23 protein-coding genes and 4 pseudogenes are annotated in these 26337 nt (G+C 24.4%); 12 read left to right on the top strand and 15 right to left on the bottom strand.

Going from position 1 to position 26337, the window contains the following annotated elements:
* Nucleotides 1–25: 25 nt before the first annotated feature.
* From AAHM96_RS08635 to AAHM96_RS07730, 4 genes and pseudogenes are all read left to right on the top strand, one after another.
* Nucleotides 26–319 carry a transposase gene (locus AAHM96_RS08635; protein WP_425288746.1) on the top strand — a complete coding sequence of 98 codons (294 nt, stop codon included), beginning with the start codon at nt 26–28 and terminating at the stop codon, nt 317–319.
* Nucleotides 294–686 (top strand): transposase, encoded by a 393-nt coding sequence (locus AAHM96_RS08630; protein WP_425288791.1) that lies wholly within the window; start codon nt 294–296, stop codon nt 684–686. Before AAHM96_RS08635 ends, AAHM96_RS08630 begins: the two co-directional genes overlap by 26 nt.
* 87 nt (nt 687–773) lie before the next feature.
* Nucleotides 774–1751, top strand: coding sequence for an IS3 family transposase (locus AAHM96_RS07735; RefSeq protein WP_342272797.1), 978 nt, complete (start codon nt 774–776; stop codon nt 1749–1751).
* A gap of 469 nt (nt 1752–2220) precedes the next feature.
* Nucleotides 2221–3099 (top strand): annotated as a pseudogene (locus AAHM96_RS07730) (IS256 family transposase); the annotation flags it as partial.
* Nucleotides 3100–3156: 57 nt separating this feature from the next.
* On the opposite strand, the gene AAHM96_RS07725 reads toward AAHM96_RS07730, so the two are convergent.
* Both AAHM96_RS07725 and pepF read right to left on the bottom strand, forming a co-directional pair.
* The gene (locus AAHM96_RS07725) at nt 3157–4146 is read right to left on the bottom strand and encodes a GMP reductase (RefSeq protein ID WP_342273146.1); all 990 of its coding nucleotides are present in this window, start codon (nt 4144–4146) and stop codon (nt 3157–3159) included.
* A gap of 128 nt (nt 4147–4274) precedes the next feature.
* Nucleotides 4275–6113, bottom strand: coding sequence for an oligoendopeptidase F (gene pepF, locus AAHM96_RS07720; RefSeq protein WP_342273145.1), 1839 nt, complete (start codon nt 6111–6113; stop codon nt 4275–4277).
* 145 nt (nt 6114–6258) lie between these two features.
* On the opposite strand from pepF, the gene AAHM96_RS07715 reads away from it, so the two are divergent.
* Nucleotides 6259–7653: a peptidase M17 gene (locus AAHM96_RS07715; protein ID WP_342273144.1), complete on the top strand. Its 1395-nt coding sequence runs from the start codon at nt 6259–6261 to the stop codon at nt 7651–7653.
* A gap of 204 nt (nt 7654–7857) precedes the next feature.
* On the opposite strand, the gene AAHM96_RS07710 is transcribed toward AAHM96_RS07715, so the two are convergent.
* On the bottom strand, nt 7858–8835 hold the full coding sequence (locus tag AAHM96_RS07710; protein ID WP_342273143.1) for an IS3 family transposase: 978 nt from the start codon (nt 8833–8835) through the stop codon (nt 7858–7860).
* 690 nt (nt 8836–9525) lie between these two features.
* On the opposite strand from AAHM96_RS07710, the gene AAHM96_RS07705 reads away from it, so the two are divergent.
* Complete coding sequence (locus AAHM96_RS07705) at nt 9526–10920, top strand: hypothetical protein (protein WP_342273142.1); 1395 nt, start codon at nt 9526–9528, stop codon at nt 10918–10920.
* 65 nt (nt 10921–10985) lie between these two features.
* On the opposite strand, the pseudogene AAHM96_RS08625 reads toward AAHM96_RS07705, so the two are convergent.
* A pseudogene (locus tag AAHM96_RS08625) lies at nt 10986–11114 on the bottom strand (IS256 family transposase); the annotation flags it as partial.
* Between the two features lie 41 nt (nt 11115–11155).
* Nucleotides 11156–12133, bottom strand: a complete 978-nt coding sequence (locus AAHM96_RS07700) for an IS3 family transposase (protein WP_342272824.1) — start codon at nt 12131–12133, stop codon at nt 11156–11158.
* A gap of 253 nt (nt 12134–12386) precedes the next feature.
* Here AAHM96_RS07700 and AAHM96_RS07695 point away from each other — a divergent pair.
* Nucleotides 12387–13460, top strand: a pseudogene (locus AAHM96_RS07695) (IS256 family transposase); the annotation flags it as partial.
* 40 nt (nt 13461–13500) lie between these two features.
* On the opposite strand, the gene AAHM96_RS07690 reads toward AAHM96_RS07695, so the two are convergent.
* From AAHM96_RS07690 to AAHM96_RS07670, 5 genes are all read right to left on the bottom strand, one after another.
* Complete coding sequence (locus tag AAHM96_RS07690) at nt 13501–14739, bottom strand: IS256 family transposase (protein WP_342273746.1); 1239 nt, start codon at nt 14737–14739, stop codon at nt 13501–13503.
* Nucleotides 14740–14998: 259 nt separating this feature from the next.
* On the bottom strand, nt 14999–15238 hold the full coding sequence (locus AAHM96_RS07685) for a hypothetical protein (protein WP_174479939.1): 240 nt from the start codon (nt 15236–15238) through the stop codon (nt 14999–15001).
* Between the two features lie 22 nt (nt 15239–15260).
* Nucleotides 15261–15560: a hypothetical protein gene (locus AAHM96_RS07680; protein WP_342273140.1), complete on the bottom strand. Its 300-nt coding sequence runs from the start codon at nt 15558–15560 to the stop codon at nt 15261–15263.
* Nucleotides 15561–15738: 178 nt separating this feature from the next.
* On the bottom strand, nt 15739–16656 hold the full coding sequence (locus tag AAHM96_RS07675; protein ID WP_342273139.1) for a hypothetical protein: 918 nt from the start codon (nt 16654–16656) through the stop codon (nt 15739–15741).
* A 21-nt stretch (nt 16657–16677) separates the two neighbouring features.
* Nucleotides 16678–17082, bottom strand: coding sequence for a hypothetical protein (locus AAHM96_RS07670; RefSeq protein ID WP_342273138.1), 405 nt, complete (start codon nt 17080–17082; stop codon nt 16678–16680).
* A gap of 201 nt (nt 17083–17283) precedes the next feature.
* On the opposite strand from AAHM96_RS07670, the pseudogene AAHM96_RS07665 reads away from it, so the two are divergent.
* A pseudogene (locus AAHM96_RS07665) lies at nt 17284–18100 on the top strand (IS5 family transposase).
* Here AAHM96_RS07665 and AAHM96_RS07660 read toward each other — a convergent pair.
* Entirely contained in the window at nt 18092–18511 is a 420-nt protein-coding gene (locus AAHM96_RS07660) for a hypothetical protein (protein WP_342273137.1), read from the bottom strand. The pseudogene AAHM96_RS07665 and the gene AAHM96_RS07660 overlap by 9 nt on opposite strands.
* Before the next feature lie 274 nt (nt 18512–18785).
* Between AAHM96_RS07660 and AAHM96_RS07655 the strand changes: the two genes are divergently transcribed.
* The 3 genes from AAHM96_RS07655 (at nt 18786) to AAHM96_RS07645 (ending at nt 23213) form a co-directional block, all read left to right on the top strand.
* Entirely contained in the window at nt 18786–19763 is a 978-nt protein-coding gene (locus tag AAHM96_RS07655; RefSeq protein WP_342265776.1) for an IS3 family transposase, read from the top strand.
* A 318-nt stretch (nt 19764–20081) separates the two neighbouring features.
* Nucleotides 20082–20705 carry a DDE-type integrase/transposase/recombinase gene (locus AAHM96_RS07650; protein WP_342272751.1) on the top strand — a complete coding sequence of 208 codons (624 nt, stop codon included), beginning with the start codon at nt 20082–20084 and terminating at the stop codon, nt 20703–20705.
* Between the two features lie 918 nt (nt 20706–21623).
* Nucleotides 21624–23213, top strand: a complete 1590-nt coding sequence (locus AAHM96_RS07645; protein WP_342273136.1) for a DEAD/DEAH box helicase — start codon at nt 21624–21626, stop codon at nt 23211–23213.
* A gap of 12 nt (nt 23214–23225) precedes the next feature.
* On the opposite strand, the gene AAHM96_RS07640 is transcribed toward AAHM96_RS07645, so the two are convergent.
* The 3 genes from AAHM96_RS07640 to AAHM96_RS07630 form a co-directional block, all read right to left on the bottom strand.
* Nucleotides 23226–23612 (bottom strand): hypothetical protein, encoded by a 387-nt coding sequence (locus AAHM96_RS07640; protein ID WP_342273135.1) that lies wholly within the window; start codon nt 23610–23612, stop codon nt 23226–23228.
* A 23-nt stretch (nt 23613–23635) separates the two neighbouring features.
* A complete protein-coding gene (locus tag AAHM96_RS07635) occupies nt 23636–24256 on the bottom strand; it encodes a ribonuclease H family protein (RefSeq protein WP_342273134.1) in 621 nt (206 codons plus the stop codon).
* A gap of 159 nt (nt 24257–24415) precedes the next feature.
* Complete coding sequence (locus AAHM96_RS07630) at nt 24416–24850, bottom strand: BspA family leucine-rich repeat surface protein (RefSeq protein ID WP_342273133.1); 435 nt, start codon at nt 24848–24850, stop codon at nt 24416–24418.
* A gap of 35 nt (nt 24851–24885) precedes the next feature.
* On the opposite strand from AAHM96_RS07630, the gene AAHM96_RS07625 reads away from it, so the two are divergent.
* Nucleotides 24886–25615 (top strand): IS5 family transposase gene (locus AAHM96_RS07625; protein WP_425288790.1). Its coding sequence is split into 2 segments (ribosomal slippage): nt 24886–25095 and nt 25097–25615, totalling 729 coding nucleotides; the frame shifts between segments, so codons are not numbered across the junction.
* Here the strand turns inward: AAHM96_RS07625 and AAHM96_RS07620 are convergent.
* Complete coding sequence (locus AAHM96_RS07620; RefSeq protein WP_342273132.1) at nt 25601–25996, bottom strand: BspA family leucine-rich repeat surface protein; 396 nt, start codon at nt 25994–25996, stop codon at nt 25601–25603. The genes AAHM96_RS07625 and AAHM96_RS07620 overlap by 15 nt on opposite strands.
* Nucleotides 25997–26337: the final 341 nt, after the last annotated feature.

The raw sequence follows: 26337 nt of genomic DNA, 5'->3' as shown, positions 1-26337 counted from the left end.
ATATATTTTAAAATAAGAGGTATATATGTGTAAAAATTATCCTAGTAATGTTAGCAAAGAGCAATTTGAAAATATAAAATCAATTTTAGAAAATACTAAAAAGAGAACTAAACCAAGAAGTTTAGATTTATATGAAGTATTTTGTGCAGTTTTATATGTATTAAAAAGTGGTTGCCAGTGAAGAATGTTACCAAAAAATTTTCCAAAATGACAAATTGTATATTATTATTTTCAAGCTTGAAGTAAAAATAATGATAAAGAACCTAGTGTATTACAATTAGTTTTAAAAAAAATTAGTCAAGGCATTTCGTATCAATAATGGTAGAAAAGAACAAACTAGTTTTTGTATAATTGATTCACAAAGTGTTAAAAATACAGATACTACTAAAAATAAAGGTTATGATGCTGGTAAAAAGATTTCAGGAATAAAGCGTCATATTGCTGTTGATTCTCAAGGTTTACCACATGCAATTTACATAACCACAGCAGAAAAAACAGATCGTAATAGTGCTATAATAATGATTGAAAATGAAAAAGAGAATCTTTCTGCAGTTCAAAAAATACTAGTAGATGCTGGTTATACTGGTGAAAAATTTGCTTCTAAAATTAAAACAATTATAAATGCAAATGTTGAAGGCCACTTGCCACTTGCCACTTGCCACTTGCCACTTAGCCCTTTTTACTAGACCATTAATTTAAAAAACCTGAATGTATTCTAAAAACAATTGTGTTATATAATTAACACTAATTTTAACCTGAAAGGATTTTTATTAATGGATAAAATTAAACAAATAGCATTAGTAATTAACAAATTAAATATCAAAGAAAAAATTAAAATTATTGATGATTGTAAAAATCAATATTCAATTAGAAACCTATGTCAATATCTTCAATTAAACAGATCAACATATTACTTTTTAAAAAATAAACAAAAACCTATTAAAAAAGAAGAAAATCATATTATTAAATGCAATCATAAATATCAAAAAATATGCCAACTTTTAATCGAATTTCATTCTACAAGAAAAGGCAGAATTTATGGATATTTAAGAATTTTTTCAGCTTTTAAAGAGTGATTAAAACAAGAAAAAAATATCATTTTAAATATAGAATTATCAATAAAACAAATGCGAAAAATTATGAAAGAACACAATATTCAAGGATTAAAACAAACTAAAAATAACTATCCTAAAAACAAAAAAAATCCAAATAAGTGAATACCTACAATGGATAAAGTAAACAAAGATTATAAAAGTACAACCTCTTCAAATCAAATTTGATCAATGGACACTAAACAAATAAATACTAAAGAAGGATGATTATATCTTTTTGTAATTATTGATTTTTATTCAAATAATGTTGTTAGTTATAATATTGCTCCTAATAAATCATATCAGGATTTAATTCTTCCTGCTCTTGAAAAAATCAACAAACAATTTTCTTGAAATCAAATAAAAAATGTTATTTTACATTCAGATAACGCCAACGAATTTTATTGTCAAGATATCACAAAATGAGCAGAGGATAAACAAATAATTTTAAGCAAAAAACAACCTTATGATATTGGTGGTAATGTATTATCTGAAAACTGATTTTCTCATTTATCTCAAGAATGACTACCTAAAGGATCAAATCAATATTTATCCATCAATGAAGCTATAAATGATGTAAATCAATATGTTATGTTTTATAATTATGAAAGAATACATTCTAAATTTCTAAAACCACCAATTTTACAAATTAAAATTTAGAATTTTATATCAAAAATGGTCCAGTAATTAAGGGCCAACCACCTAATATTGCTCCTAATAAATCATATCAGGATTTAATTCTTCCTGCTCTTGAAAAAATCAACAAACAATTTTCTTGAAATCAAGTAAAAAATGTTATTTTACATTCAGATAACGCCAACGAATTTTATTGTCACGATATCACAAAATGAGCAGAGGATAAACAAATAATTTTAAGCAAAAAACAACCTTATGATATTGGTGGTAATGTATTATCTGAAAACTGATTTTCTCATTTATCTCAAGAATGACTACCTAAAGGATCAAATCAATATTTATCCATCAATGAAGCTATAAATGATGTAAATCAATATGTTATGTTTTATAATTATGAAAGAATACATTCTAAATTTCTAAAACCACCAATTTTACAAATTAAAATTTAGAATTTTATATCAAAAATGGTCCAGTAATTAAGGGCCAACCACCATATGCAAAAGGAATGACATTATCAGATATTAGAATGCAATTACAAGAGTTATATCATGGTGCTGATATTAGTGAAAGTGTTATTAGCCAAATTACTGATGATGTTATTGATGATGTAAAAGCATGGCAAAATCGACCATTAGAAAGTGTCTATCCGATTGTTTATTTTGATTGCATAGTAGTGAAAGTACGACAAGATAAAAGGATTATTAATAAATCAGTTTATATAGCTTTAGGAGTTGATTTAGAAGGTAAAAAAGATGTTTTAGGTTTATGAATTAGTGAAAATGAAGGTGCTAAATTTTGATTAGCAAATTTAACAGAAATGAAAAATCGTGGCTTAAATGATATTCTTATTGCCTGCAGTGATAATTTAACAGGCATGTCAGAAGCAATACAATCAGTTTATCTTAAAACAGAACATCAATTATGCATAGTTCATCAAATTAGAAATAGTTTGAAATATGTCTCATATAAGCATAGAAAATCTCTAGTTGCAGATTTAAAACCAATTTATACTGCATGTAGTGAAGAACAAGCAATGCAGGCTTTAGAATCCTTTGAAAGTAAATGAAATAAACAATATCCTCAAATTGCTAAATCTTGATATAAAAATTGAGATAATTTAATGGTTTTTATTAGTTATCCAGTAGAAATCAAAAGAGTGATTTATACTACAAATGCTATTGAATCTGTAAATAGTCAATTACGAAAAGTCATCAGAAATAAAAAAGTTTTTCCAAATGATATGGCAGTTTTCAAAATATTTTACTTAGCAATTGAAAATATAACAAAAAAATGAACAATGCCCATTCAAAATTGAAATACAGCAATTGTTCATTTTATGATAAAATTTGAAGATAGAATTAATCTAAACTAGTACTTTGTAAAACAAAGATACACAGATTACATAAAAGCCTCGAAAAATTAAAAGTTATTAACGATCATCACCATTATTAATAGTACCTTTAACAATAACATAATCACATTTTGTTAATGCAGATAAATCTTTACCGCCACCATAAGAAATAGCAGATTGTAAATCTTCTTCCATTTCTTTATAAGTATCAGCAATTGAACCTTTATATGGAACAAGTATTTTTTTACCTTCAATATTTTTCGCTTCCGCTTTGTTAAAAATACTTGCTGATCCAAAATATTCTTTGTAAGATTGACCATTTATTGTAACAATTTTGCCAGGTGATTCATCATAACCCGCTAAAATACTTCCTGCCATAATCATAGTGGCACCAAAAGCTATTGCTTTAGCAATATCACCATTACATCTAATACCACCATCTGCAATTAATGGTTTAGTGGTGCTATTGGCAACATCTTGTAAAGCATTTAATTGTCAACCACCTGTACCAAATCCAGTTTTTAGTTTAGTAATACAAGCTTTTCCTGGACCAACACCAAATTTAATTGCATCAGCGCCTCATTTTTCTAAATCTTTAACAGCGGTTTTTGTCATAACGTTACCAGCAATAACAAAAGGTTTACTATTTGTTTTAGTAAAAGTAGTTTTTATAAATTTAATCATTTCTTCCATAGCATTACTATGACCATGAGCAATATCAATAGTAATAAATTCAGGAATTAGATTCAGTTTGATTAATTGTTCAAGTAACTCTTTATCCTCTTTTTTAACACCAATGCTAATTGAAGCATATAATTTTTGTTCATGCATATTTTTAATAAATTTAATTTGATCGATATTAAAACGGTGCATTACATAAAAGTAATTATTTTTAGCCAATCAAATACATAATTCTTGGTTAATGACAGCACTCATATTTGCCGGAATAATTGGAATTTTAAAAGTAAAACCATTTAGTTTAACACTGGTATCACATTCTTTTCGCGATTTAACTATTCCTTTATTTGCAATTAGATTTATATCTTCAAAATCAAATTTCACATTCATTTTTATTTATTCTCCTTAGTTTTTACTAATTGTAATAGTCAAAATATGTACATATTATTTTATAACGTTTTAAATAAAATGCTAAAGGACTAAAACACCATTAGTATTATATATTATTTTTTTGCAATTTAATTATCTTTATTATTAATTAAGTCTGATAATTGGTTAATCATTTTCTTTAAATTAGTAATTAATGGGTTATAAACATCAATTTGTGTTAAATCAACACCCGCATCTTTTAAAATATCTAATGGATATTTGCTGCCACCAGCTTTTAAAAAGTTAAGTAAATTTTCTTTTTTACCATTTTTAACATCTTCATAAAGTTTATAAGAAACGGTAATTGAAGTAGCATATTTATAAACATAATAAGGTGAGTGGAAAAAATGAAGAATTCGTGGTCATGAGTATCCTTTTGTTTTTTCTTCGTATTTATCTAATGCTTTTTGTCCATATTTATTAGCTGTATTTTCAAATAAATCAGCCAAAATATCGGCGTTTAATGGCACTTCTTTTTCTACTAATTTATGTGCTTCTCATTCAAATTCAGCAAATTGAATTTGACGAAAAAAAGTACCAATTACAGTTTCAATATGAGTTTGTAGTAAGTAAATGCGTTCTTGATTATTTGACGCTTTATTATATAAATAATCAAATGCTAGATGTTCATTAACTGTTGAAGCAACTTCAGCTAAAATAATTGGATAGTCAGCATTTGGATATTTTTGATATTTTTCTGAAAATAGGGTGTGAACAGAATGACCTAATTCATGAGATAGTGTATTAAGTGAATTAATAGTATCATCTCAATTCATTAAAATAATGGGTTCTACGCCATTACCACCTGTTGAATAAGCACCAGTTCGTTTATTTGTGTCTTCATAATAGTCAATTCTACCTGGTAATAATGCTAAGTTTAATTGTTCTAAATATTCATCACCTAAGATACTTAAAATTTCTTTGATTGAATTAATACCTTCTTCAACACTGAATTTTTTGGTTGGTATTGTTGTCATTTTTAAACTAGTATCGGTACTATAAAATTTTTTAAATTTAAAAAATTTACGTTTTAAATTATAAAATTCTTCTACTAAAATAGCGTGTTTCTGTCCCGTTTTTATTAAATTTTCATATAGTATTAATGGTACATCATCACTTAATAAACTATATTCTAAAGTAGTTAAATGTTTTTTATTATCTTTTTCTTTATCGTTGTTACGAATTTTTATTTCTTCAACAGCTACTTCTAAAATACTTTCATAAACTTGTGCTAATGAATGTTTTTTATTTTTAATATCTTCATAAAATTTTTTTGAAATATCAATTCTTAATTGTTGATCTTTTACTGGATTACTATTTTCTAAAATGTCTAAATATAAAGTTTGTGTTAATTCTTGTTCTTTATTTTGATAATTAAACATTGTTTTTTGTTTATCAGCATAAACCAAACTATCATATAAACCACCAGCAGCACTTCTTGATTTACTAACTTTACTAAGTAAAGTTTCATCGTGTTCACTTAAAATAAATTTTTCAAATTTAAAGAAAACTTCCATATCATGTTTATATATCATTAATGAGGGATCATTATTAATCCAGTTTTTAATAGTTTGTAAACCAATAGTTTTAATTTCTGGTTCAATCCATGCTAATTTTTCCGATAACTTACTTTGTTGAGTCGCAAATAAACTAGATAATTGTTGCAATTCTAAGTTAGTTTGATCTAAATCTCCATAATGTAAATATTGTACAACTTTAGATCCTAACATTGATATTTCTTTGCTAATTGCTAAATATTTTTTAAAGTTATCAATATTATTTAATTTTCCTTTAAAAGTTAAAAGTTGATTGGCAAATTTATCAAACTCAGGTAAAGCTTTTTTTCAAGATTCATTATTAATAAATAAATGCTTAAAATCTCAGCAGTACTTTTTTTTATCTTTTTCATTTAATTCAGAACGCTTCATAGTTTTTGCTCCATTCTATGGTAATATTACAATACAATAATAATACAATAATATTGTTTAACTTATCTATTTTTGTTGTAATTTTCGAAAATATTAATTCAGATATATTGTAATTATTTTAATATTACCATTTAGGAGTGAAAATATGGATAAAAATATTCTACTTAATGTTAGTAGTAAACTTGAATTAAAATTAAAATTAACAGCGGTATTTGCTGATAAAGTTCCTCATGAATTGATTGCTAAAGAAAAAAATAAATTAACATTAATTTCTGAAGATAAAACTTATTACCTATATTTAGGTGATAGTAAAGGTTTAACTCGTAATGATGTTTATAATTTTTTTGTAAATTTTAGTAGTAATAATAGTCAAGATTTGGATATTGATGTTAAATCTTTTGTTACGAGTAATTTAAATGAAAGTATACTTTTACAAACTATATATGAAGCATTATGATTCAGTACTTTTAAAGAATATACTTTAAAAAGTAAAAAGAATGAAGAAAAAAAAGTTAAATATAATGTTGTTTCAACAGCAAAATTCCCTAGCTATACTTCACAACAACAGATCGAAATTCAAGGAGAAAGTATTAATTTAGCACGTAATTTGCAAGATATGCCACCTAATTTATTATATCCCGAAGTTTTTGCAAAAAAAATTCAAGATGCAGCAAAAGGTATTAAAAATTTATCAGTAAAGGTTTTAGGGCAAAAAGAAATAACAGAGCTAAATATGAATTTATTATTAGCAGTTAATGCTGGAAGTAATTTTGATGCTCGTGTTGTTGTTTTGGAATATAAAGGTGATCCACAGCATGCCGATGATATTTTGGGATTAGTTGGTAAAGGAATTACTTTTGATAGTGGTGGTTATTCACTAAAACCTTCTTCAGCAATGAAAGGTATGAAATTTGATATGTCGGGTGCAGCTAGTGTATGTAATGCTGCCATTGCTGCTGCTAAATTACAATTAAAAATAAACTTTGTCGCTGTTGCTTGTTTAACAGAAAATAAGATTGGTGGTCATGCTACTTTAGTAGAAACAGTTTTTACTTCAATGAATGGTAAAACTGTAGAAATTAATAATACCGATGCAGAAGGAAGATTGGTATTAGCAGATGGTATGACATATGCTTTACGTAAAGGAAAAGCAAATCGTATTATTGAATTATCAACTTTAACTGGCGCAATGCTAGTGGCATTAGGTAGCTATATGACTGGTGCTTTTGCTACTGATGATAAATTATTTAATGATTTTGATTTATCATCACAACAAACTAATGAGGAAATTTGAAGAATGCCAATTCATCAACAAAATATTTTAAATATGCGTTCATCTAAAATAGCTGATTTAAGTAATCTTTCTAAAGATCCATATGGTGGTTCATCAAATGCTGCTGCATTTTTAAAAGAATTTAGTGAAGATAAACCATTTTTACATTTAGATATTGCAGGAACTGCTTATAAAAATGATCGTGGTATGGGTATATTAATTAAAACATTAGTTCAATATATGAAAAATTATAGTACAAGTAAATAAAGTTATAAAAAGGAATAATCATAACAATCATTCCTTTTTTATTTTATAAAAAAGTTATTTGACAATATTTTTAGTTAATTGGTATTGAAATAATATTTGATTCTATTTTTTGTAGTGTTTTTAATAATGGTGGTAGTTGAGAATTATTAATTTTATTAATAGGTGGTTGGCCCTTAATTACTGGACCATTTTTGATATAAAATTCTAAATTTTAATTTGTAAAATTGGTGGTTTTAGAAATTTAGAATGTATTCTTTCATAATTATAAAACATAACATATTGATTTACATCATTTATAGCTTCATTGATGGATAAATATTGATTTGATCCTTTAGGTAGTCATTCTTGAGATAAATGAGAAAATCAGTTTTCAGATAATACATTACCACCAATATCATAAGGTTGTTTTTTGCTTAAAATTATTTGTTTATCCTCTGCTCATTTTGTGATATCGTGACAATAAAATTCGTTGGCGTTATCTGAATGTAAAATAACATTTTTTATTTGATTTCAAGAAAATTGTTTGTTGATTTTTTCAAGAGCAGGAAGAATTAAATCCTGATATGATTTATTAGGAGCAATATTATAACTAACAACATTATTTGAATAAAAATCAATAATTACAAAAAGATATAATCATCCTTCTTTAGTATTTATTTGTTTAGTGTCCATTGATCAAATTTGATTTGAAGAGGTTGTACTTTTATAATCTTTGTTTATTTTATCCATTGTAGGTATTCACTTATTTGGATTTTTTTTGTTTTTAGGATAGTTATTTTTAGTTTGTTTTAATCCTTGAATATTGTGTTCTTTCATAATTTTTCGCATTTGTTTTATTGATAATTCTATATTTAAAATGATATTTTTTTCTTGTTTTAATCACTCTTTAAAAGCTGAAAAAATTCTTAAATATCCATAAATTCTGCCTTTTCTTGTAGAATGAAATTCGATTAAAAGTTGGCATATTTTTTGATATTTATGATTGCATTTAATAATATGATTTTCTTCTTTTTTAATAGGTTTTTGTTTATTTTTTAAAAAGTAATATGTTGATCTGTTTAATTGAAGATATTGACATAGGTTTCTAATTGAATATTGATTTTTACAATCATCAATAATTTTAATTTTTTCTTTGATATTTAATTTGTTAATTACTAATGCTATTTGTTTAATTTTATCCATTAATAAAAATCCTTTCAGGTTAAAATTAGTGTTAATTATATAACACAATTGTTTTTAGAATACATTCAGGTTTTTTAAATTAATGGTCTAGTAATTAAGGGCCAACCACCAGCAATTCAAACTGCCTATGATGATAATTGAATTCACAGTGATAATTGTTTAATGATATTAAAGAATCTAATAATTAAATTATTTTTAATATTTAAACTACTTTGTCTAAGAACCTGTTTAAAATCTTTTAGAGAATAGGATAAAATGATTATATATTTTAAAATAAGAGGTATATATGTGTAAAAATTATCCTAGTAATGTTAGCAAAGAGCAATTTGAAAATATAAAATCAATTTTAGAACCTGTTTAAAATCTTTTCAATTTTATTGAAAAGATTTTAAACAGGTTCTAAAACTTTTTTTCTGATTTTTCTGCCATTTTCTATCCCCTTTATTATCATTTATAGTGAGCAAAGGCTTTATTAGTTTCTTCCATATTTTTTTGCTTTTTAGTTTATATTCAATTTTATTTTAATAAAATATAATGAATTAAATAAACTTTATTTAAAATACCAGATAAAAATATATTGTGAAATACGTTTTATTTCTTTATAATAAATATAAAAATTAATATAAGTTTTTTAATCCATTTACTTTCATTTCAAAGTAAATGGTTTTTTATTTTGAAGGGGATGAAAAGATGATTAATACAGAAAAATTACCTTTATTAGAAACAAGTGCACATATTAATTATAATGGAATTAATAATTCAAATATGTCAATAAATCATAATGATTCATCTAGTACTGAAAGTATTATAACTTTAGATGATGATCAAATAACAAATGGAAGAGAAAATAATAATTTAAACAGTTTATTATTTGATGGTGATTCAGTAAATACTATTGTTAATTTTAGCAATGATTGAAGGGATACTGATGATCGTTATGGTGGAAAAACACAGAAAAGATTAGATATTAATGGTAATTGAGAATATAATACGAAATTTATAACAGGTGATATTTTAAATGAAAAAATAGCAAATATTGATAATCAATTATATTTAATGAAAGAAATTATATTAAATGATGGCAGAGTTATTTTAGAATTATCAAATTTAAATGAAAATAAAAAAATTGAAACAAAATATAAAATATACAATAATGAAGAAGAAAGAGAATACAGTAATAATTTAAATGACTTGGATTTAACTACTTTTTTACCAATAAATAAAGAAAAAACTAATTTTTTAAAAAAATTTTTCAGTTCAAAATATATGTTTTTACCTAATACATTTTTTTTAAATTTTGCTTTCGGATCAGTATTATTATTTGAAGCTAAAAATTATTTTCATAAAGAAAAGTTACCTGAAAATCTTTATCATAATTTTTGAGATGTATTAATGATTGGTATTAGTGGTATTACAGTAATGAATTTATCGTATTTAAATTACAAACTTATTTCTTTAAAAAATAAATGAAAATACTTATCTTTTTCTTTAGTAATTGGTGGTATTAGTATTTGAGATCAATTTTTATATTTATATGTTAGCGAAGAAAATTTCAACTTCATCTCTTTTATAGAAAGAATAAGTATTTTTTTTATTAGTATTTTAATTGAAGAATTAATTTTTGATAAAATTGCTCAACCTTGCATTGAAAAATTATGACAAAATTTAAAAAATCAAAACTTTTCAAAAATTATTAAATATGGTAGTACTGTTAGTATGCTTCTTTTTGTATCAATTTTTAAAAATATATTAACTGGTTTTTATGGCGAAGAAAAAGAAATAAATTTAGAAAATATTAAAAAAGCACTTCCACTAACACTATTGACAGTAATTCTTGAAAATACTCTTACTTCTTTTTCTTTTTCTTATTTTGATTGATTTTGAACAAAAATTTCAATTGCAAAAGAAATAGCAACCAATAGTATAAAAGGAATAGAAAGATTTGCTAATCAACAAGCACAAAATTATAGTTTTAAAAAATTAATAAAACAATTTAATTTTCAACCATTTAATGCAAACTTAATAAATGAAAGCGAATCGATAGATCATCCAGATTCAAATCAACCATCTATCCAAGTTATGTAAAAGTAAAGTCATTAATTCATCTTTGAGGCTTTTATGTAATCTGTGTATCTTTGTTTTACAAAGTACTAGTTTAGATTAATTCTATCTTCAAATTTTATCATAAAATGAGCAATTGCTGTATTTCAATTTTGAATGGGCATTGTTCATTTTTTTGTTATATTTTCAATTGCTAAGTAAAATATTTTGAAAACTGGTGGTTGGCCCTTAATTACTGGACCATTTTTGATATAAAATTCTAAATTTTAATTTGTAAAATTGGTGGTTTTAGAAATTTAGAATGTATTCTTTCATAATTATAAAACATAACATATTGATTTACATCATTTATAGCTTCATTGATGGATAAATATTGATTTGATCCTTTAGGTAGTCATTCTTGAGATAAATGAGAAAATCAGTTTTCAGATAATACATTACCACCAATATCATAAGGTTGTTTTTTGCTTAAAATTATTTGTTTATCCTCTGCTCATTTTGTGATATCGTGACAATAAAATTCGTTGGCGTTATCTGAATGTAAAATAACATTTTTTACTTGATTTCAAGAAAATTGTTTGTTGATTTTTTCAAGAGCAGGAAGAATTAAATCCTGATATGATTTATTAGGAGCAATATTATAACTAACAACATTATTTGAATAAAAATCAATAATTACAAAAAGATATAATCATCCTTCTTTAGTATTTATTTGTTTAGTGTCCATTGATCAAATTTGATTTGAAGAGGTTGTACTTTTATAATCTTTGTTTACTTTATCCATTGTAGGTATTCACTTATTTGGATTTTTTTTGTTTTTAGGATAGTTATTTTTAGTTTGTTTTAATCCTTGAATATTGTGTTCTTTCATAATTTTTCGCATTTGTTTTATTGATAATTCTATATTTAAAATGATATTTTTTTCTTGTTTTAATCACTCTTTAAAAGCTGAAAAAATTCTTAAATATCCATAAATTCTGCCTTTTCTTGTAGAATGAAATTCGATTAAAAGTTGGCATATTTTTTGATATTTATGATTGCATTTAATAATATGATTTTCTTCTTTTTTAATAGGTTTTTGTTTATTTTTTAAAAAGTAATATGTTGATCTGTTTAATTGAAGATATTGACATAGGTTTCTAATTGAATATTGATTTTTACAATCATCAATAATTTTAATTTTTTCTTTGATATTTAATTTGTTAATTACTAATGCTATTTGTTTAATTTTATCCATTAATAAAAATCCTTTCAGGTTAAAATTAGTGTTAATTATATAACACAATTGTTTTTAGAATACATTCAGGTTTTTTAAATTAATGGTCTAGTAAAAAGGGCTAAGTGGCACTGCCATATCATTTGGAAAAACTTTTTTATTTCTGATGACTTTTCGTAAGGTAATGTTTAGTAATCTGTGTAACTTACAAAAATAACTATGTTTAATTAATTCTAGTAAATATAATTAAATGACTAGAAAGAGTGAGTTACAGATGGCTAAAAAGCAAAATATTAATAATAATGATCCAATATCAAAAGCAGTAGATTTATTATTAGAAAATACTGAAGATTTAACAACAGTTTTTAAAGAGAAAGGATTGTATAAAGAATTAACAAAACATTTAGTTGAAAAAATGTTGAATTCTGAGATGCAAAATTATTTAGGATATGATAAGAATCAACATAGTAATAGTGACAATGCTCGTAATGGTATAAGTTCAAAAAAATTAATAACTCAACAAGGTAAAATTGAGATTGATGTACCACGAGATCGCAATAGTAATTTTAATCCTGTAATAGTTGCAAAAAGACAAAGAAGATTTGATGGTTTTGATCAACAAGTTCTTTCTTTATATGCAAAAGGAATGACATTATCAGATATTAGAATGCAATTACAAGAGTTATATCATGGTGCTGATATTAGTGAAAGTGTTATTAGCCAAATTACTGATGATGTTATTGATGATGTAAAAGCATGGCAAAATCGACCATTAGAAAGTGTCTATCCGATTGTTTATTTTGATTGCATAGTAGTGAAAGTACGACAAGATAAAAGGATTATTAACAAATCAGTTTATATAGCTTTAGGAGTTGATTTAGAAGGTAAAAAAGATGTTTTAGGTTTATGAATTAGTGAAAATGAAGGTGCTAAATTTTGATTAGCAAATTTAACAGAAATGAAAAATCGTGGCTTAAATGATATTCTTATTGCCTGCAGTGATAATTTAACAGGCATGTCAGAAGCAATACAATCAGTTTATCTTAAAACAGAACATCAATTATGCATAGTTCATCAAATTAGAAATAGTTTGAAATATGTCTCATATAAGCATAGAAAATCTCTAGTTGCAGATTTAAAACCAATTTATACTGCATGTAGTGAAGAACAAGCAATGCAGGCTTTAGAATCCTTTGAAAGTAAATGAAATAAACAATATCCTCAAATTGCTAAATCTTGATATAAAAATTGAGATAATTTAATGGTTTTTATTAGTTATCCAGTAGAAATCAAAAGAGTGATTTATACTACAAATGCTATTGAATCTGTAAATAGTCAATTACGAAAGAGGCTTTTATGTAATCTGTGTATCTTTGTTTTACAAAGTACTAGTTTAGATTAATTCTATCTTCAAATTTTATCATAAAATGAGCAATTGCTGTATTTCAATTTTGAATGGGCATTGTTCATTTTTTTGTTATATTTTCAATTGCTAAATAAAATATTTTAAAAACTGCCATATCATTAGGAAAAACTTTTTTATTTCTGATAACTTTTCGTAATTGACTATTTACAGATTCAATAGCATTTGTAGTATAAATCACTCTTTTGATTTCTACTGGATAACTAATAAAAACCATTAAATTATCTCAATTTTTATATCAAGATTTAGCAATTTGAGGATATTGTTTATTTCATTTACTTTCAAAGGATTCTAAAGCCTGCATTGCTTGTTCTTCACTACATGCAGTATAAATTGGTTTTAAATCTGCAACTAGAGATTTTCTATGCTTATATGAGACATATTTCAAACTATTTCTAATTTGATGAACTATGCATAATTGATGTTCTGTTTTAAGATAAACTGATTGTATTGCTTCTGACATGCCTGTTAAATTATCACTGCAGGCAATAAGAATATCATTTAAGCCACGATTTTTCATTTCTGTTAAATTTGCTAATCAAAATTTAGCACCTTCATTTTCACTAATTCATAAACCTAAAACATCTTTTTTACCTTCTAAATCAACTCCTAAAGCTATATAAACTGATTTGTTAATAATCCTTTTATCTTGTCGTACTTTCACTACTATGCAATCAAAATAAACAATCGGATAGACACTTTCTAATGGTCGATTTTGCCATGCTTTTACATCATCAATAACATCATCAGTAATTTGGCTAATAACACTTTCACTAATATCAGCACCATGATATAACTCTTGTAATTGCATTCTAATATCTGATAATGTCATTCCTTTTGCATATAAAGAAAGAACTTGTTGATCAAAACCATCAAATCTTCTTTGTCTTTTTGCAACTATTACAGGATTAAAATTACTATTGCGATCTCGTGGTACATCAATCTCAATTTTACCTTGTTGAGTTATTAATTTTTTTGAACTTATACCATTACGAGCATTGTCACTATTACTATGTTGATTCTTATCATATCCTAAATAATTTTGCATCTCAGAATTCAACATTTTTTCAACTAAATGTTTTGTTAATTCTTTATACAATCCTTTCTCTTTAAAAACTGTTGTTAAATCTTCAGTATTTTCTAATAATAAATCTACTGCTTTTGATATTGGATCATTATTATTAATATTTTGCTTTTTAGCCATCTGTAACTCACTCTTTCTAGTCATTTAATTATATTTACTAGAATTAATTAAACATAGTTATTTTTGTAAGTTACACAGATTACTAAACATTACCTCATCTTTTGATGAAATATAAAAAAATAACACATTTTAGTTTAATATATTAACCAAGTAATAGGGGCTTTGCCCCTCGTTGCTTCGCAACTCACCCCAGCGGGGCTAAACCCCGCGGCCAACCAACCAAGGTTCTGGTTGGCTCCGACCAATAATATAAGTTTATTTACATTTTAGGTGAATTTTGTTTATTTTCGCTTGTTGAAGGTTCATTTTGTAAATTCATAGAATTAATTTTATTGATATTAACTTTAAATGATTTACCATTAAATAACTGATTTCATTTTAATTGATCATCAACACTTAAATTTTCATTACTGCTAAGCGCTAATTTTTTTCTAACTAATTCTAATCTTTGTTTAAATAATTTATTTTCTTGTTTTAAATATTTATTTTTTGTATCCATAACTTTTTTACCTCTTTCTTTTTTACATAAATGGATTAAAACGTTTTCCAGACTTTAAATCTTTGTTTCTTTGATATTCAGCTTCTCTTTTTCTTTGCTCTTCGGCTTCAGCTCTTCTACCTCTTTCTTTTAAATCATCAGCTCTTTTTTGTTTTTCTGCTTCTTTCATTATCCTTTCTTTTTCAGCTTCTCTTTTTCTTTGCTGTTCTTCAGCGTACTTTTTAATTCTTTCTATTTCTTTTGCTTGTTTTTCTGCTTCTCTTTCTCTTTCTTTTTGTTTTTCATATTCTCGTTTTCTTTTTTCTTCTTCTTGTCTTTTCATTAATTCATTTCTTTTTTCTTGGTCTTTTTGTCTTTCTCTTTCTTTTTGTTTTTCTCATTATTCTCTATTTGAATCATTATTTTGTTTATTTCAATTTCACATAATCTTTTAACCTTTCTTTCAAAATAAAAACCCATTTACTTAAAAATAAAGTAATGGGTTAAAAACTATATTAATTTTATGATTTCATTTTAACATTTTTCTTATTTTTCTGAGAATATTTATTTCTATAATAACAAGCACGACATACAGTATTTTCAGTTTCTTTCTTTTCAGTTTGTAATATATTATCCAACTTATCTAATCCTACTGCTCTAATATCATCAACAGTAAAATCTAATGCTTGTGACTGTTCATAGTCTTTAACACTACTTAATTCACTTTTCAACGAATGAATATAATTCAAAGCACGACTATTATATTTCTGTAAATAAGACTTAGGAAATCATAAACTAAAAGTCATAGTTTCACCACTATAACTAGGTGCTAATCCACCACGTTTAATTATTCGCTTTGTTTGTCTTTTAGATAATACAACTTTATTATAATCATCAACATTAGTATAAATATTTAGTTTAAACTTAACTAAAAATAACAAAATACGCATTCTTTTAACTTGAACAATATACTCTACTTTTTCACGTGCTTGTTTTGGTATTCTATCGGGGTGTTGTTCAATCATATACATAATTCCATTAAAATTATGACCTATTAACTTACAAAACATTCCTAAACTTTCTTGTGTTTCTTTAAATTCGGGCGACAAATCATTACTATTAATTTTCAAACCTAACTCATCTAAAACAACCATATCACACTCTTTATTACTATTTAATTGATTAAATTTAAAAAAATCATCATAAGAACAATGATAACTATATTCATTATGTACTTTAATAGGAATAGGACTCACTACCCTACCTTTATGTTTTTGTGCTAAACAACAAGCAAGAGCAGATTTACCAGTACGTGGTGGTGCTGAAATAATATAACTACCTACACGTTGTAATATCTTTATATTTTTTCTAGTTATTAAAAATGGATATAATATTATTAATAATAAAATTCCTAAAAGTAAATAACCATATCAAGGCATTATTTATCAACTCCTAACCAACTAAAATCCTACTGCTTTTAAAAATACTCATAAAGTTAAAACTTGTTCTAAACCACTAGTAAAATCAACATTTAAAACAGAACTAATAGTATCATCAAAAATACGTCTCAATAATCCATCAAGTTTAGTAAAAAATTCTCTTAATGGTTCTACCGGTAAAACTTTACCAACAACACCATAAAGTACTCATCTAAAAGCATTACGCAAATGACCAAAAACATCATATCAACTAACTCGCTCATACTCAGGGTTAAAAGGACTATTTGGTGGAACTGGTGTTACTTTCTCACTTGAAAAAATATTAATTTGACCAAAATTTAACCGTGGTGACATATATGGAAATGAATCACCATGAACATCAAAAAATACTGTTAAATGTCTTAAATTTGGAACACGAATAGGCATAGTAACAAAATTATATAAATCTTGCTGATAAATATCATTATCAACTTTACCTTTAAAAACATACTTTGTATCACCAACATTGTCTAAAAAACTAAAAACAAAATTAGCAGTAAAAGTTTTAAAATATTCATAAGACTTGGTGCAAAACCTTTAATTTTAATAATTTAACGGTTATTATTAATATCAAAGGTGATAATTATTATGTTAAAAAAATACAAAGATGAACAAGAATTTTATAGTTTAGTGGGAATAAAACTACAAACATTTCAAAAAATGGTTGAAATTTTAAAAAAAGCTGAAGCAATTAAAAAAGCAGTTGGTGGTAAACCTAATAAATTATCAATAGAAAATCGTTTATTAATGACATTAGAATACTGAAAAGAGTATAGTAGTTATAGAGTTATTGCAAAAAGATATATATTAGTCATACTAGCTGCATTCGTAATATTTTTTGAATTGAAAATACTTTAATAAAAAGTGGAATTTTTAATTTATCTGGCAAAAAAGATTTAATCAAAAATAAAGGAATCAATAATAATTTACTAGCTATTGATGCTACTGAAACTCCAATTGAAAGAATTAAAAAAAACTAAAATTACTTTTTTCGGGTAAAAACAAACATCATACTCTTAAATCGCAAATAATTATTGATATTTTAAATGGAAAAATTATTTCAACCGCTTTTTGTTTTGGAAGCATTCATGATTTTAAATTACTTTTAAAATCTAAAACTTTTATTCATCCAGAAAAACAAGTTTTTGTTGATTCAGGTTATCAAGGAATACAAAATATTCATAAAAATACATTTTTGCCATTTAAAAAAAGTAAATACAATAAATTAATACCAATTCAAAAAGAATACAATAAAACTTTAAGCAAAATTAGAATTAAAATTGAACACGTATTTGCTAAACTAAAACGTTTTAAAATTTTAACTTTAAAATATCGCAATAAAATACGAAGATTTGCATTAAGATTTAATTTAATAGCAGGAATATATAATTTTGAATTACCTTAGTTTTGCACCAAGTCTATATTCAAAATAAAACATAAAACCTTGAATATAAAAACTTAAAGGTTTATCAATTTCAAAATTTAACTGTGTTTGAAAATTTATAACTCTCCTATCATTATTAACAAAATTCAAACGATTAGTATTCTTTTCTGCAACATAATTATGATTAAACATAATACGTAAAAATTCATCCAATTGTTTTCTATTAAAAGTATAAACGCCAGACCCCATATTTATCTGTTGTTTTGGAACACCAACTGTATCACTATAATAAGAACATATATAAGTACCCTGATTACCAATAAATTCACCACTTACTAATTTTAAATCTGGTTGGTCAACATCAAAATAAGCAGAATTTCAAGGAATAGTGGCTCAATCATCAAAACTATGGTATTTAACATGTTTAACCATTTCTTTTGTAATATCATAATTAACAACATTAGGGTCATTTGAAACAATTAAAGAAGTTGGTGTTTGAACAGAAGTATTTACGGTGGTTGGCCCTTAATTACTGGACCATTTTTGATATAAAATTCTAAATTTTAATTGGTGGTTGCCACTTGCCACTTGCCACTTGCCACTTAGCCCTTTTTACTAGACCATTAATTTAAAAAACCTGAATGTATTCTAAAAACAATTGTGTTATATAATTAACACTAATTTTAACCTGAAAGGATTTTTATTAATGGATAAAATTAAACAAATAGCATTAGTAATTAACAAATTAAATATCAAAGAAAAAATTAAAATTATTGATGATTGTAAAAATCAATATTCAATTAGAAACCTATGTCAATATCTTCAATTAAACAGATCAACATATTACTTTTTAAAAAATAAACAAAAACCTATTAAAAAAGAAGAAAATCATATTATTAAATGCAATCATAAATATCAAAAAATATGCCAACTTTTAATCGAATTTCATTCTACAAGAAAAGGCAGAATTTATGGATATTTAAGAATTTTTTCAGCTTTTAAAGAGTGATTAAAACAAGAAAAAAATATCATTTTAAATATAGAATTATCAATAAAACAAATGCGAAAAATTATGAAAGAACACAATATTCAAGGATTAAAACAAACTAAAAATAACTATCCTAAAAACAAAAAAAATCCAAATAAGTGAATACCTACAATGGATAAAGTAAACAAAGATTATAAAAGTACAACCTCTTCAAATCAAATTTGATCAATGGACACTAAACAAATAAATACTAAAGAAGGATGATTATATCTTTTTGTAATTATTGATTTTTATTCAAATAATGTTGTTAGTTATAATATTGCTCCTAATAAATCATATCAGGATTTAATTCTTCCTGCTCTTGAAAAAATCAACAAACAATTTTCTTGAAATCAAGTAAAAAATGTTATTTTACATTCAGATAACGCCAACGAATTTTATTGTCAAGATATCACAAAATGAGCAGAGGATAAACAAATAATTTTAAGCAAAAAACAACCTTATGATATTGGTGGTAATGTATTATCTGAAAACTGATTTTCTCATTTATCTCAAGAATGACTACCTAAAGGATCAAATCAATATTTATCCATCAATGAAGCTATAAATGATGTAAATCAATATGTTATGTTTTATAATTATGAAAGAATACATTCTAAATTTCTAAAACCACCAATTTTACAAATTAAAATTTAGAATTTTATATCAAAAATGGTCCAGTAATTAAGGGCCAACCACCAAAATCAATATTCAATTAGAAACCTATGTCAATATCTTCAATTAAACAGATCAACATATTACTTTTTAAAAAATAAACAAAAACCTATTAAAAAAGAAGAAAATCATATTATTAAATGCAATCATAAATATCAAAAAATATGCCAACTTTTAATCGAATTTCATTCTACAAGAAAAGGCAGAATTTATGGATATTTAAGAATTTTTTCAGCTTTTAAAGAGTGATTAAAACAAGAAAAAAATATCATTTTAAATATAGAATTATCAATAAAACAAATGCGAAAAATTATGAAAGAACACAATATTCAAGGATTAAAACAAACTAAAAATAACTATCCTAAAAACAAAAAAAATCCAAATAAGTGAATACCTACAATGGATAAAGTAAACAAAGATTATAAAAGTACAACCTCTTCAAATCAAATTTGATCAATGGACACTAAACAAATAAATACTAAAGAAGGATGATTATATCTTTTTGTAATTATTGATTTTTATTCAAATAATGTTGTTAGTTATAATATTGCTCCTAATAAATCATATCAGGATTTAATTCTTCCTGCTCTTGAAAAAATCAACAAACAATTTTCTTGAAATCAAATAAAAAATGTTATTTTACATTCAGATAACGCCAACGAATTTTATTGTCAAGATATCACAAAATGAGCAGAGGATAAACAAATAATTTTAAGCAAAAAACAACCTTATGATATTGGTGGTAATGTATTATCTGAAAACTGATTTTCTCATTTATCTCAAGAATGACTACCTAAAGGATCAAATCAATATTTATCCATCAATGAAGCTATAAATGATGTAAATCAATATGTTATGTTTTATAATTATGAAAGAATACATTCTAAATTTCTAAAACCACCAATTTTACAAATTAAAATTTAGAATTTTATATCAAAAATGGTCCAGTAATTAAGGGCCAACCACCATTTTTATTCAAATAATGTTGTTAGTTATAATATTGCTCCTAATAAATCATATCAGGATTTAATTCTTCCTGCTCTTGAAAAAATCAACAAACAATTTTCTTGAAATCAAGTAAAAAATGTTATTTTACATTCAGATAACGCCAACGAATTTTATTGTCACGATATCACAAAATGAGCAGAGGATAAACAAATAATTTTAAGCAAAAAACAACCTTATGATATTGGTGGTAATGTATTATCTGAAAACTGATTTTCTCATTTATCTCAAGAATGACTACCTAAAGGATCAAATCAATATTTATCCATCAATGAAGCTATAAATGATGTAAATCAATATGTTATGTTTTATAATTATGAAAGAATACATTCTAAATTTCTAAAACCACCAATTTTACAAATTAAAATTTAGAATTTTATATCAAAAATGGTCCAGTAATTAAGGGCCAACCACCATCTCAAGAATCACTACCTAAAGGATCAAATCAATATTTATCCATCAATGAAGCTATAAATGATGTAAATCAATATGTTATGTTTTATAATTATGAAAGAATACATTCTAAATTTCTAAAACCACCAATTTTACAAATTAAAATTTAGAATTTTATATCAAAAATGGTCCAGTAATTAAGGGCCAACCACCAATATAATAAATTTACATGATATATACATTAATACTATTTTTTATATACAATTCAATAACTTATAATTCTTTTAAAATAAATTATTAATAATCTAATATTTACTAACAAAAATAAATTATTTTTTAATTTATATTAATTTTATTATAATATTTAATATCATATACAAACACTAAAGTAGGTTAATAATGTTAGAAATCATAAGTCTTAATAATAAACATATTACAATTAAAGTGAAAAAAAATAAAAAAGAAATTTTAAATGCACTAGGTATTATTGATATCAATAATACTAATGAATTTAAAATATTTAATACTCCGTTTGCTATTGAAATACTGCTTAAATATACAAATAATAATGATAAATTAAAACAAATATATGAACACTCACTAATATCATGAAAAAAAATCCAACAAGAAAAAAACTTAAATGATTATCCAGGTAATCCTAAACTAAGAAATTATCAACGTGTTGATGTTGCAATTTTAAAAGCAAATAAAAGATTTGGCTTATTTAATGAAATGCGAACTGGTAAAACACCCACCATTTTAACAGCATTATCAGAAATGAAAACTAATAAAATATTATTTGTTGTTCCTAAGTCAACTATTTTATTAACATGGGTTCCCGAAATTAAAAAATGAACTACCTATAATTGTATTACTATTAAAGATGATATTACTAAAGTGCGAACAGAAAAATATAATCAATTTAAAAATAGTAATAATTGTATTTTAGTAGTTTCTAAAAACACTTTTAAAAATGATATAAAAAATAAATTATTAACTAAATTTGATTTTACATTAGTTATTGATGAAGCACATTTTTTAAGAAACTACAAAACTGCACAAAGTTCAACAATTTTGGAAGTTGCAAATAAAGTATCATCAGTTTATTGTTTAACTGGTACTCCCGCCAACAATCATCCTAGTGATATTTTTGGTATATTAAAAATTATTGATAATAAACTATATAAAAATATTGATTATTGAGATTTTGTTGCTCGTTACTTTGGAATAATTAGAAAACGTATTACTAATTTTGTAACTATTAATATACCAAAACCAAATGTTAAACCACAACTAGCAGCAGAATTTGATTATTTAGTTAAAAAAATATCAATTATGCGTAAACAAATTGATGTACGTAATGAAATGCCAAAAATTATTAAAAATGATTTAATTTTAACTATGCCCAAAGCACAAACTGCAATTTATTGTGATACTCTTGAAACTATGAAACAAGAATTATTTTATAATAAAAAATCTAAAATAACTTTTTTACAAATATTTACCAAATTAAGAACTATTTGTTCAACACCTATTAATGAGGGAATGAAAGAATTAGGAGCAAAATTTAATTGATTACTAGACTACTTACATGATAATGAAAATGATTCAATTATTATTTATAGTAGTTTTAGTGATAAAGGAATTAACATTTTAAGTAACATTTTAGATAAACATAAATTAAATCATCAATTAATTACTGGTAAAGTAAATCATGAACAAAGACTTAAAGCTATTAGTGATTTTCAAAGTAAAAAAGTTAAAATTATTTTATGTAACATTAAATCTACTAATGTTGGTATCACATTAGATCAAGGTGATGTTATGATTTTTCTAGATCGTGAATTAAACCCAACCGAAAATGAGCAAGCTGAAAGTCGCTTTTTTCCAACTCAATTAAACGATAATAAAACTAGAGAAATTATTAATTTATATTGTGCTAATACTATTGATTTAAAAATTAGAGACATCCTTAATAATAAAATTGATATTAATAAAGTTATTAATGATCAAGGTATTAAATTTTTTGAATAATTTTTATTATATTTAATAAACTAAACGAGGATTAAAAACAAGATCTGCATTATTATTAGGAATGAATTGTTCATCATTAATTTCAAGAATATATTCTTGCAATAAAGGCGCAAATTCGTTTGAAGATTGAAAAGAATGAGTGTTATCAATGATTTTTTGACTTTGAAAAAATTCTCTATAATCACCATTATCTTCTCCATCATTTAAACAACAAAAAAGACCTGAAATAAAACCAAAAAGAGCACCATCAAAACACCCTGAAAACACTGTTACAGCTGAAGTAATATCAAATTCAAAAATATTTTGTTCTCTTTTTTGATATAAATCAGAAAGAGCAAACAAACTACCTCCAATAATATTCCCTAAACAACTTGCTAATATTATTTTTTTATTAATCATGTTATTTATCACCTTTTTAATATTTAAATTATTGGTTTAGATATTTTTTTTAAATTAAATGCTTTTCAAGCAAGAGCATCTGCTTCATCATTATATATATCACCACTATGACCTTTAACTCATTTAAAATAAATATTAACATCTTTTGCTATTTTATCATAAAATGCTTTATATGCCTTTGTTTCTACTTTAGTAGTTTTTCATTCACCAGTACATCATTTACTAATTCCAACATAATCATGACAAATTAAAATTGATTTTATATTATTTTCCAAAGCTAACTGCATTGCCTTTTGTGCACCCATTATTTCTCCAGCAACATTTCTTAATTTTGATCAATTTTCATCATCAAATTTTTCATAAAATATATCTTTTTTGTCATTATTTAAGAAAACAAGTCCATAAGAAAATTGATTAATTTCTTCTTTAAAACTACCATCAGTATATGCTATTACTTCATATTTATAGTGATTTTCAGATTTTATTTGAATTTTATCATCTAAATAATCTTGAGCTTCTTTTTTAGTTGCAAATTTTTTATACTGAGCACCAGCAAAACCTCTAATTTGTATTTCACATTCATTCCAGTTTTCAAATATTCCAATGACTCTACCTTTTTTTACTGCATAAAATTTACTTGCCATAATTATGACTCCTCTATTGTTTATTTTAATTTTACAATAATATTAAATTTTATCTAATTAAAATGACAAATTAAAGCAAAAATATTGCTGATGCTAATTAGCAAGTGACTTTACTAATTAAATAAAATGACACAAAAAAATATTTATTATTTTAAAATTTTAATTTTTAAATTTGGGTCATTTGTTAGGATCGTTTTCAAATCCTGAATTTTTAGCAAATCATCCATGTCATAATACTTCATTTACATTTCATTTTGATAAGTTTTGATTAAATAACGAAGCTTTATAAAACATATAACCCATATCCACCACTTTTGAAGTATCTCACTTTGAAATATCTTGATTAAATGCTACTGCTCCAGCAAACATACAACGCATGCTTGTAACATCATTTACAATTCATTTTGAAATATCTTGATTAAATGATAAACAATTTCGAAACATATTATTCATATTTGTTACATTATTATCATAGAGTAAATTTGTAATATTACCATTAAATAACGAAGCACCATAAAACATTGAACTCATATCTCTCACATTAATTATATTTCAAGATAAATTTTGATTAAATGATAAAGCACCATAAAACATTGTATGCATAGTTGTTAGAACCTGTTTAAAATCTTTTAGAAAATACTAAAAAGAGAACTAAACCAAGAAGTTTAGATTTATATGAAGTATTTTGTGCAGTTTTATATGTATTAAAAAGTGGTTGCCAGTGAAGAATGTTACCAAAAAATTTTCCAAAATGACAAATTGTATATTATTATTTTCAAGCTTGAAGTAAAAATAATAATAAAGAACCTAGTGTATTACAATTAGTTTTAAAAAAAATTAGTCAAGGCATTTCGTATCAATAATGGTAGAAAAGAACAAACTAGTTTTTGTATAATTGATTCACAAAGTGTTAAAAATACAGATACTACTAAAAATAAAGGTTATGATGCTGGTAAAAAGATTTCAGGAATAAAGCGTCATATTGCTGTTGATTCTCAAGGTTTACCACATGCAATTTACATAACCACAGCAGAAAAAACAGATCGTAATAGTGCTATAATAATGATTGAAAATGAAAAAGAGAATCTTTCTGCAGTTCAAAAAATACTAGTAGATGCTGGTTATACTGGTGAAAAATTTGCTTCTAAAATTAAAACAATTATAAATGCAAATGTTGAAGTTATAAAACGTAATGAATTACATTCTTTTGTAGTATTACCAAAAAGATGAGTTGTAGAACGAAGTTTTGCATGATTAGAAAAATGCAGAAGATTATGAAAAAATTGTGAAAAAAAATTAAATACTAGCTTACAAATGGTTGTTCTTGCCTTTATTTCAATTTTATTAAAAAGATTTTAAACAGGTTCTTACATTAACTACATCTCAGTTTGAAATATCTTGATTAAATTTTTTTGCTCCAGCAAACATCGAACTCATATTTGTTACGTGTGCAATATTTCAACTTGATAGATTTTGATTAAATGATGAAGCATTACTAAACATATAACTCATATCTACCACATTTGATGTATTTCATTTTGAAATATCTTGATTAAATTCTCTTGCATCCATAAACATATTTTTCAAAGATCTAATTTCTGATGGTAATTGATCAGATACTTTTTCTATTGTTACTGGCATTTTAACAACTTGAATTATTCCTTCTCGATTTTGAAAAAATCCAATTTGAATAACCTCTTTGCTATTTATATTTGATAAATCTACTTCACTCGTTTTCACTTGTTTTCCATCTTTGTCAATGTAAATTGTATCTTGCTGAATTTTATTATCTAAAAGTTGAATTTTTTGTGAACTTGTATTTAAGATAACATTAGTTAAATTACCTGTAATTGCTAAAATACTTAATTGTTAATAATGATTTCATAATTAATCACCCTCCAAGTTTTCTCCAATAACTTCTTAAAGTTTAAGAAGATAAATATATTTTAGTATTTTTTAAAAAGATAAATAAACAATAAGTTATAAAAAACAAAGCATTACAATTATCTTTAAATTTAAATTAAATAAAAAGTTATCAATGTACTTGCAAAATGTTCACCGATAACTAAACTATTTTTAAA

It is taken from the genome of Spiroplasma endosymbiont of Acasis viretata (assembly GCF_964031275.1).
Taxonomy (GTDB): domain Bacteria; phylum Bacillota_I; class Bacilli_A; order Mycoplasmatales; family VBWQ01; genus Spiroplasma_E; species Spiroplasma_E ixodetis_A.
The sequence above is the reverse complement of the archived record's forward strand: the minus strand, read 5'-3'. Positions and strand labels throughout refer to the sequence as shown.